Source organism: Streptomyces sp. NPDC055749 (assembly GCF_053617235.1).
Map to the genome: position 1 here is coordinate 1 of NZ_JBSHFH010000107.1, position 9,955 is coordinate 9,955.

At 69.5% G+C, this 9,955-nt stretch carries 6 protein-coding genes; 5 read left to right on the forward strand and 1 reads right to left on the reverse strand.

What is annotated here, in order from left to right:
* From ACWGO0_RS36945 to ACWGO0_RS36960, 4 genes are all read left to right on the forward strand, one after another.
* Window positions 1–137, forward strand: a 137-nt coding sequence (locus tag ACWGO0_RS36945; protein ID WP_453544835.1) for a 3-hydroxyacyl-CoA dehydrogenase family protein, incomplete at its 5' end; no start/stop codon positions are given.
* 136 nt (window positions 138–273) lie between these two features.
* Window positions 274–1,731: an aldehyde dehydrogenase gene (locus ACWGO0_RS36950; RefSeq protein WP_453544830.1), complete on the forward strand. Its 1,458-nt coding sequence runs from the start codon at window positions 274–276 to the stop codon at window positions 1,729–1,731.
* 48 nt (window positions 1,732–1,779) lie between these two features.
* Complete coding sequence (locus tag ACWGO0_RS36955) at window positions 1,780–2,856, forward strand: zinc-binding dehydrogenase (RefSeq protein ID WP_453544831.1); 1,077 nt, start codon at window positions 1,780–1,782, stop codon at window positions 2,854–2,856.
* Window positions 2,857–2,990: 134 nt separating this feature from the next.
* Entirely contained in the window at window positions 2,991–4,907 is a 1,917-nt protein-coding gene (locus tag ACWGO0_RS36960; RefSeq protein WP_453544832.1) for an alkyl/aryl-sulfatase, read from the forward strand.
* A 10-nt stretch (window positions 4,908–4,917) separates the two neighbouring features.
* Here the strand turns inward: ACWGO0_RS36960 and ACWGO0_RS36965 are convergent, their stop codons facing one another.
* Window positions 4,918–5,490, reverse strand: coding sequence for a GNAT family N-acetyltransferase (locus tag ACWGO0_RS36965; RefSeq protein ID WP_453544833.1), 573 nt, complete (start codon window positions 5,488–5,490; stop codon window positions 4,918–4,920).
* 469 nt (window positions 5,491–5,959) lie between these two features.
* On the opposite strand from ACWGO0_RS36965, the gene ACWGO0_RS36970 reads away from it, so the two are divergent.
* Window positions 5,960–9,883 carry a metallophosphoesterase gene (locus ACWGO0_RS36970; RefSeq protein ID WP_453544834.1) on the forward strand — a complete coding sequence of 1,308 codons (3,924 nt, stop codon included), beginning with the start codon at window positions 5,960–5,962 and terminating at the stop codon, window positions 9,881–9,883.
* Window positions 9,884–9,955: the final 72 nt, after the last annotated feature.

Genomic DNA, 9,955 nt, shown 5'->3' on the forward strand with positions numbered 1-9,955 from the left:
GAGCGGCGTACAGCGGCTCCTTGTACGAGGAGTACAAGGAGCCGCTGTACGCGCCGCCGCCCCTGCTGCGCCGCATGGTCGCGGCCGGAGCCGTCGGCCGTAAGGCGGGGCGCGGCTTCTACGTCTACGCAAGCTGAAACTATGGACAGCGACGTTAGCGTGGATTAACTTGCTGTCCTATCGGGCCAGCATTCGAAAGGCTCATACCTGCCTGTTGAGTAGACCTCATTCACTTGCAAGGCATCTCGACGCAACGAAGCGAGGACTTCCCGCATGACCGACATCCTGGAACACCGCACGCTCTTCATCGGCGGCCGGTGGGCCGAACCGGCGGGCTCCGAGACCATCGACGTGGTCTCGCCCGTGACCGAGCAGGTCGTCGGGCGCGTGCCCCACGCCACTGAAGAGGACGTGGACCGCGCCGTCGTCGCAGCCCGCGAGGCGTTCGACAACGGACCGTGGCCCCGGATGACACCCGCCGAGCGCATCGAGATCGTCACCCGCGTCAAGGACGGGCTCCTCGCCCGCCACCGGGAGCTCGCCGAGCTGATCACGCTCCAGAACGGCTGCCCCGTCACCGTGTCCGTACGGGCCCAGGCGCTGAGCGCGGTCGCCACTTTCGCGGCGACGCTCGCCGTCGCCGCCGGCCTCGCCATGGAGGAGGAGCGGCCCGGCCTGACCGGCCCCCTGCTGGTCCGCCGCGAGCCGGTCGGCGTCGTCGCGGCCGTCACTCCGTGGAACGTGCCGCAGCTGACCATCGCGGGCAAGCTCGCCCCCGCGCTGCTCGCCGGCTGCACCGTCGTCCTCAAGCCCTCCCCGGAAACGCCCCTGGACGCCTACCTGCTCGCCGAGGTGTGCGAGGCGGCCGGACTGCCGGAGGGCGTGCTCAGCGTCCTGCCCGCCGACCGCGAAACCAGCGCGTATCTGGTCGCGCACCCCGGCATCGACAAGGTGGCCTTCACCGGCTCGGTCGGCGCGGGCAAGCAGATCATGGCCGCAGCCGCCGAGAACCTCACCCGCGTCACCCTGGAACTCGGCGGCAAGTCCGCCGCGATCCTCCTGGAGGACGCCGACCTCGATGCCGCGCTGCCCGGCCTCGTCATGGGCGCCTTCGCCAACAGCGGCCAGGCGTGCGTCGCCCTGACCCGCATCCTCGCGCCCGCGAGCCGTTACGACGAGATCGCCGCAAGGCTCACCGAAGCCATCGGCGCGCTCAAGGTCGGAGACCCCTCCGACCCGGCCACATTCATCGGCCCGATGGTCACCGAGAAGCAGCGGCAGCGGAACCTCGACTACATCCGCATCGGACAGGAGGAGGGCGCCAAGCTCCTCACCGGCGGAGGCATCCCCGAGGGTCTGGCCACCGGCTGGTACATCGAGCCCACGCTCTTCGGCGATGTCGACAACTCGATGCGGATCGCGCAGGAGGAGATCTTCGGGCCCGTCATCTGCCTCATCCGGTACGAGGGCGAGGCGGACGCGGTCCGGATCGCCAACGACTCCCCGTACGGCCTGGCCGGCACCGTCTGGGCGGGCACCGACGCGCACGGCACCGAGATCGCCCGGCAGATCCGCACGGGCACCTACTCCGTCAACTGTCAGCGCTTCGACGTCGCCGGGCCGTTCGGCGGCTACAAGAAATCCGGTATCGGGCGCGAGTTCGGCCCCGAGGGCTTCGCCGCGTACCTGGAGACGAAGACCATCTACCTGCCCGCCCCGGCGAAGGTCTGACCCCCGTCCACTTTCTCGACCACACGACCACTCGACCAGGAGAGCACCATGCACGCAGCAGTACTGCACCGGACAGGCGACAAGACCCTGGACGTCGTGGACGCCGAGACGGTCTCCTTCGGCCCCGGCCGGGTCCGGGTCAAGATGCACAAGGCCGGACTGTGTCACTCCGACCTGTCGGCCATGAGCGGAGTGCTCGCGCACCCGGCCCCGTTCGTCCCCGGCCACGAGGGCGCGGGCGAGGTCGTCGAGGTCGGTGAGGGCGTCACCCACGTGAAGCCCGGCGACCGGGTCATCGTCTGCTGGATGCCCCCCTGCGACAAGTGCCCCTCCTGCAAGGCGGGGGAGGGCCACATGTGCCGCAGTGGCTACCGCAACCTCGCCAACCCCAACTTCCGTCACGACGAGGCGATCGTTCCCGGCATGCTCGGTGCGGGCACCTTCGCCGAGGAGACCGTGATCGCGGCCTACGCCGCCATCCCGATCCCCGACGACGTCCCGTACGACATCGCTGCCCTCATCGGCTGCGGAGTCACCACTGGCATCGGCGCTGCCCTCAACACGGCGAAGGTCAAGCCGGGTTCGTCGGTCGTCGTGATCGGCCTCGGCGGCGTCGGCATCAGCATCCTCCAGGGCGCCAAGGTCGCGGGCGCGGCCCGTATCATCGCCGTCGACCCCACCGAGAACCGCCGCGAGCTGGCCCTGAAGTTCGGCGCGACCGAGGCGATCGCCCCCGAGGACCTGCCGGAGACCGTCAAGCGTCTCACCGGCGGCTTCGGTTTCGACTACGCCTTTGAAGCCGTCGGCAAGGCCGTCACCCTGCGGGCCGCGTACGACGCGACCCGCCTGGGCGGCACGGTCTGCCTCGTCGGCGCCGGCTCGCGCACCGACATGACCGACATCAGCATGGCGGAACTGGTCCTCAACGAGAAGGCGATCCTGCCGTCCTTCTACGGGGGCGACGACATCCGGCGTACGTACGCCATGATCATCGAGCTGTGGCGCGCGGGCCGTATCGACCTGGATTCGATGATCACGCACCACGTGCCGCTCACCGGCATCAACGAGGCCATCCGGCAGATGCACACGGGAGAGGCGCTGCGCACGATCATCGACATCGCCTGAGCCGTGAACGCGGTCATCGGCAGGTGCTGACGGCGTCACCCACCTGGTGGCGCTCGACTTGCAGACCAGGGCGGGACGGACAGTCTGAAAAGACTGTCCGTCTGTTTTCGTCGTCACCGACTGGAGATGCCGTCATGGTCTACACGCCCAAGGACGCCACGCCCGCGACCGCCGCTGCCAACCGCGAGGCGCTCTCCCGGTACGACATGGCCGACCGGCAGGACTTCGAGGACAACGACCGCGGCTTCATAGCCCCGTTCCCGGACAAGCTGCACTCGGCGGACGGGCGCGTCATCTTCGACGCCTCGCGGTACGACTACATCGACGACGACGCCCCGGCCCCCGCCACGGTGAACCCGAGCCTGTGGCGGCAGTCGCAGCTGATCCGCAAGGGCGGCCTGTTCAAGGTCGTCGACGGCGTCTACCAGGTCCGTAACAACGACATCGCCAACCTGACCGTCATCGAAGGCGACACCGGTCTGGTCGTCGTCGACTGCATGGCATCGGTCGAGGCGGCCACCCAGGGCATGGCCATGATCCGCGAACACGTCAGCGACAAACCCGTCGCCGCGGTGATCTACACCCACACCCACATCGACCACTACGGCGGCGTCAAGGGTGTGGTCAGCGCCGAGGACGTCGCGTCCGGCAAGGTACCGATCATCGCGCCGGGCACCATCGCCTCGTTCGACAAGCACGCGATCGGCGAGAACGTCATCGCGGGCAACGCGATGTCGCGCCGCGCCGGGTACGCTTTCAACAGCCTGCTCGACCAGAGCGCGACGGGCTGCGTCACCTGCGGCATCGGCATCGGTACGGTCCCCGGCGTCACGGTCTCCTACATCTCGCCGACCGACCCGATCACCCAGACCGGCACAAAGCGCGACCTCGGCGGGCTGGAGTTCGAGTTCCTGTACGCCCCGGACACCGAGGCGCCCGAGGAGATGCACATCTGGATCCCGCAGCTGGGCGCGCTGACCTGCGCGGAGAACGCCAACCACTCGCTGCACAACATCCAGACGCTGCGCGGGGCCCGTACCCGCGACGCACGCAACTTCGCCCGCTACCTCGACGAGACGCTGGAGCGGTGGGGCGACGACGTGCAGGTGCACTACGGGCCGCACACCTGGCCCGTGTGGGAGAACAGCCAGGTCACCGGGTTCCTGGAGTCGCAGCGCGACACGTACAAGTACATCCACGACCAGGCGCTGCGGCTCGCGAACAAGGGCTACACCCCGCTGGAGGCCGCCGAGGTCATCGAGCTGCCGGACGAGCTGGGCCGCAAGTGGTTCAACCGCGGCTACCACGGCACCCTGCACCACGACGTGCGCGCGGTGTTCACCAAGGAACTCGGCATGTGGGACGGTGACCCGGTCTCCCTCCACCCGCGCCCGCCGACCGAGTCCGCCCGGCGCTTCGTCGACCTGATCGGTGCCGAGGGAATCATGACCGAGGGGCAGCGGGCCTTCGACGCCGCCGACTACCGGTGGGCCGCGCAGATCCTGCACACCCTGGTCTTCGCCCAGCCCGACCACCGGGCGGCACGGGAGCTCCAGGCCGACGCGTACGAGCAGATGGGCTACCAGGCCGAAGGCCCGCAGTGGCGCGGCATCTACCTCACCGCAGCCAAGGAGCTCCGCGAGGGAGTGCAGGCGGCGACCTTCGCCTCGGCCAGCCCCGACACCATCCTCGCCATGCCCGTCGACATCCTTTTCGACTTCGTCGCAGTCCACCTCATCGGCGAGAAGGCGGCCACCACCGACCTGCGCATCGCCTTCCACTTCACCGACGCGAACGACGCGAGCGACGGGGCCTGGACGATGCGCATTGGCCGCGGCGTCCTCAACGCCCGCCGCGGCGCCGCGCCCGACGCCCAGCTCACCGTGAGCGGACCGAAGTCCGCACTGGTCGGCGTCCTGCTGAAGCCGGCCGACGCGGGCGTGCTGGTGAAGTCGGGGGCCGTCACTCTCGACGGTGACGAGATGGCGCTCCAGACACTGGCCGGCCTCCTCGACGACTTCGACCCCGACTTCAACATCGTCACTCCCTGACCCCGATCCGTCAGCGCAGGTCGAGCCGCATCAGGACCCGGGGGTGGCCGGCCAGCACCGAGGTGGTGTCGGCGGCGTGGACGAACCCGGCGCGCTCGAAGTTCTTCCGGAGTCCGGCGTACGCCATCGTCAGATCGACCTTCGCGTCACCGTTGTCGAGGGGGTACGCCTCGATCGCCGGCGCGCCGTGCTCGCGGGCGAACTCCACCGCGCCGGTGATGAGGGCGTGCGAGATCCCCTGCTTCCGGTGACCGGGGCGTACGCGGATGCACCACAGCGACCAGACGGGCAGGTCGTCGACGTGCGGGATCTTGCGGCTGCGCGCGAAGGAGGTGTCCGAGCGCGGCGCCACGGCGGCCCAGCCGACCGGCTCGTCGCCGTCGTAGGCGAGCACGCCCGGAGGCGGCTGCTCACGGCACAGCTCCGCGACGTACTCGCCGCGGGCCGGCCCGTGGAGCTCGTTGTTCAGCTTGGACGGGATCCGGTAGCTCAGGCACCAGCAGACGTTGGCCCCGGGCGACTTCGGGCCCAGCACCGGACGAACATCCTCGAAGACCGAAGCCGGCCGAACCTCGATGGTCATGCCGCCACGATGCCACGGGCCGGTGAGGGTTCGGCCGCAGGACCGACCGTGTCCCGGAAATCCTGCGCACCCGCCCCGAGCGCCTGACCTCGCCGAACTCGCCGAGTTCCCCTTCGGCTTCGGGAGCACGGTCGTGCCCGGTTCAGCGTCCGCTCCTCACTCAGCCGCTGTGCGCGGCCAGGCGCAGGGCCGTGGTCAGGACGGCATCAAGTACACGGCATCGGCGCCGCGATGGTGTGCCTCGCGGCGGTCGACGAGGTGGCGCACGACCTCCTCTACTGAGCAGCTTTCCCCTGATGGTTCACGGGCGATCCACCGCCGTTCATCTGCGCTGACCAGGATCGCCATGGGCATGTGGCGCAACAGCACCGCGTGCCCGTCCCCTTGTGGCGATCAGGAAGGACGGCTGCTGATGAGGCCGGCAGAGCGGCGAAGACGATGGAGTGGCGGAACAGGCCGGCAGCGGCTTGTGGGAGCGGCACTCGCCGCCCTGCTTCTCGTCGGCGGGAACCTGACGACAGCGAGCGCCGACGAAGGGGTTGAGGAGCCCGCGCGAGGGCTCAGCACATCGCCGGGCACCGGCGACAGCACGGCCCTGCCCACCCTCACCCCGGGCGACGGGGCATACATGGAGGGTACGGAGGAGGTCCGCGCCACACCGGCACTGGCCGAGGACTCCGTTACGGCGCTCGCCGTCGACGGCAGGACGATCGACGCCGAGGCGACGCACGGAGTGTCCCGTCTGAGCTTCGATGTCGGCTCGAACTCGACGGAGGCCCGCTACCACAACTACGTGCTGGTCAACGGCGATTACCGCGCCGACATCGGCAACCTCGTCAATGAGCGCGGCACCATCGAGATCCCGAACCAGCACCTGGTCAAGGGCGAGAACCGGATCGAGATCCTCGCCGGCACGGTGGAGAGCTCGTGCGGCACCAACTACGACGACTTCGTGCTCTCCGACATCGGCCTCGACCTGCTCGGCGAGACGGCGGACGGCGAGGAGAACGAGTACACCTACTCCTTCGGCGACGGGAGCTGCGGCTCCAACACCTCGCTGCGCAAGCGCGCGGACCTGCGCTTCTTCGTCCTCGGCGACCCCAAGGGCACGACCGGCCTCCGCGCCGACCTGGACACCACCCGGCTCGGCAACGGTGAGCACGTCCTCACCGCGAAGACCACCTCGGGCAAGACCGTCAAGAGCACCGTGACGGTGAACAACGTCCCGGCGGGGGCCCCGCGCATCCTGCCCAAGGACGGCACCCTGTCGGCCGGCCGGCAGTCCGTGTTCGCCGGCCGCCCCGCGGGCTCCGGGGAAGGCGTCGAGTCGCTGACGGTGGACGGCAAGGCGCCCGCCGCCTTCCCGCGCCTCGGCAACGACGCGGCGACGTTCTCCTTCGACGTCGGTCCGGACTCGATCGACGACAAGTACGACAACCACATGCTCGTCAACGGCAAGCGCATCGACCTCGGCGGCACCTGGGTGGGCCAGCGGGTCGCCATAGCCGTCCCGGCGCGCCACCTGGTCCCCGGGGACAACACCATCAAGGTCGTCACGAGCCCGTACAAGGAGAGCTGCGGCAACAACCGCGACGACTTCGACATCGCACGGCCGGCGCTCACCCTCGACGGCGCGACCGTCACGGGCCGGGACATCGCCGACTCGTACGCCCTGGGCGACGGTACCTGCGGCGACAACGGCACTCGCCTGCGCGAAGCGGAACTGCACTTCACGGTCGACGCCCCGGCCGTGCCCGTCTCCGAGACGCTCGGTACGGGCAACGCGACCCTCGGCTTCACCGTCGGCAGCAACTCGATCGACACGAACTACGGGAACAAGATCGTGGTGAACGGCCAGGAACTGCCGCTCGCAAGCGACTTCGTCAGCGAGCGCGTCGACCTGACCTTCTCCAACGAGTGGCTCGTCCCCGGCTGGAACACGATCGACTTCGTGACCGGCACCGCCGCGACGGCGTGCGGCAACAACCGCGACGACTTCAGCATCGCGGGCCTCACCCTCACCCCCGCCGCGGGCACCGCCACCGGCCGCATGCTCAAGGGCTCGTACGCCATGGGCGACGGCGACTGCGGCAGCAACGTCAATCCGCTCACCGAGATCGACCTCGAGTTCTTCGTCGACGGCCCGGCCGAGGGCCTGCGCGCCGATCTCGACACCAAGAAGATCGACGACGGCAGCCACACTCTGTCCGCGACCTCGACGTCAGGCAAGGCCGCGACCCGCACCCTGGTCACCGACAACTCGGCACCCCGGGTGGCCGGCAGCACCCCCGCCGCGGCTCAGCGGCTCACCGCCTCGGTCGTCCTCGACGTCCGGGTCGAGGACGCCTCCGGCGTGGTGGACGGTCCCGACGTCGAGCTCGACGGCAGGCCCATCGAGCTCGGCGCCGCCGTGGGGCCCGGCCTGTCCGCCGGTGAGCACACCCTGTCGGTGTCCGCCACCGACGGCCTGGGCAACACCGGCGTCCGCGAGGTGAAGTTCACCTCCGCGGGCATCCCGGACGCTCCCGCCGACCTCTCCCCGAAGTCCGGCACGACCGACGCGGGCGGCAACGTCGAGCTGTCCGCCAAGGTCGCCGAGCCCGACGGCGGCAAGGTGAACGCCACCTTCGCCGAGGCCGAGATCCTCACCCCCAACCAGGTGTACGAGGGCACGGCCACGTCCGTCCCGACGACCCTCCGGGTCAAGGGCGAGAAGAAGGTGAAGGCCATCGGCCTCGCACCCGCCGACGGAAAGACGCTCGACGCACCGGCGGCCGAGGACGTCACGTTCCAGCGGTTCGACGTCCAGGTGAAGGGCCAAGTCGACCAGCCGGTCCTGCGCTGGGAGGGCGTCATCGACCCCGAGCGGCTGGCCGCACTGCGCGTGTGGAACACCGCGGCGAAGCGGTGGGACGTCCTGACGAGTGCCCGCGGCGCCGCCGACGGCAACACGGTCCTGACCGTCTCCGTCGACCGGAAGTACATCGACGGGCAGCAGGTCCACGTCATGCTGACCGGCGAGGACCCCTTCGCCGACGACATCGAGGCGGGCGACCCGAACTCGTTCGCCGACCCCGGCTCGTACGACTTCTCGATCGTCCACCACACCGATACGCAGTACCTCGCCGAGGGAGCGGTGGAACAGGAGACGGCCGAGGAACGCGCCGTCTGGGAGAAGGCGTACGGCGACGTGACCCGCTGGGTCGCGGACAACAAGGACGAGCGCAAGATCGCCTATGCCGCGCACACCGGCGACATCATCGAGAACAACATCCGCAAGCCCACGACGGAGGCCGCCCAGCAGCAGGTCGTCGGTGAGATGGAGGTGTCCTCGAAGCAGCAGAGGATCCTGGACGACGCGGGAGTCCCGAACGGTGTGATCGCGGGCAACCACGACAACCAGTCGGGCACCGAGAACGGTCCATCCGCCATCTACAACCAGTACTACGGCCCCGAGCGCTACCAGGCCGCGGCCCAGGGCTGGAAGAACGCCGAGTACGGCGGTCCGTGGCGCGAGGGCGACAACCAGAACCACTACGACCTGTTCTCCGCGGGCGGCGTCGACTTCGTCGTCGTCGGTCTCTCCTACTCGGTGACGCGCGAAGAGGCCGAATGGGCCGACTCCGTGTTCAAGCGCTACCCCGGCCGCAACGGCATCCTGCTCTCGCACGACTACCTCGCGCCGAGCGGCAGCCCCGACGGACGCGGCGCCGCGTTCTCCGCGCCCGACGGTTCGATGCTGTACAAGAAGGTCGTCCAGAACAACCCGAACGTCTTCCTGATCCTCGCCGGTCATGAGCACGGCGTGGGTACCAACGTGAAGCCGCGCGTCGGCGAGGTCGCCCACGATGTCGTCGAACTGCTCGCGGACTACCAGTTCTACACGGTGTCGGCGGACCGGCTCGGTCTGACCGAGGTCGGCGGCTACCGGCCCGACGAGCAGCTGCGGTTCGGTGCGAGCTTCTTCCGGATGCTCCAGTTCGACGTGGGCCGGTCCGAGGTGACCGTGGACACCTACTCGCCGCTCCTCGACGAGTTCGGAGCCACGGAGTACGACACGAACCACCGTTACGACGGCACCGAGGACAACATGGTCCTCCCCGTCGACCTCACCACCCGTACGACCTCCTTCAAGACCGACTCGGTGGCGCTCTACAACCCCGTGCGCGTCATCGGCCGCACCACGGCCGACTCGGGCAAGACCGCTTCGGTGACCTGGAAGGGACTCAAGCCCGGGACCGCCCACGCCTGGTTCGTCACGGCGCGCTCCACCGGCGGCGGCGCGACCGCCTCCGAGCCGAGCGTCTTCGTGACGAAGCAGGCCGACGGCCGCCCCGGCACGTGGGGGCCGCACGTACCCGCCTACGAGTGGTTCACGAACGCCACCCCGTAGCGGCACCGGCCGACGCGCCGACCGGCGCCTGCGCCACCCACGCCCGCCGGTCCGGACCCAACAGGTCCGGAC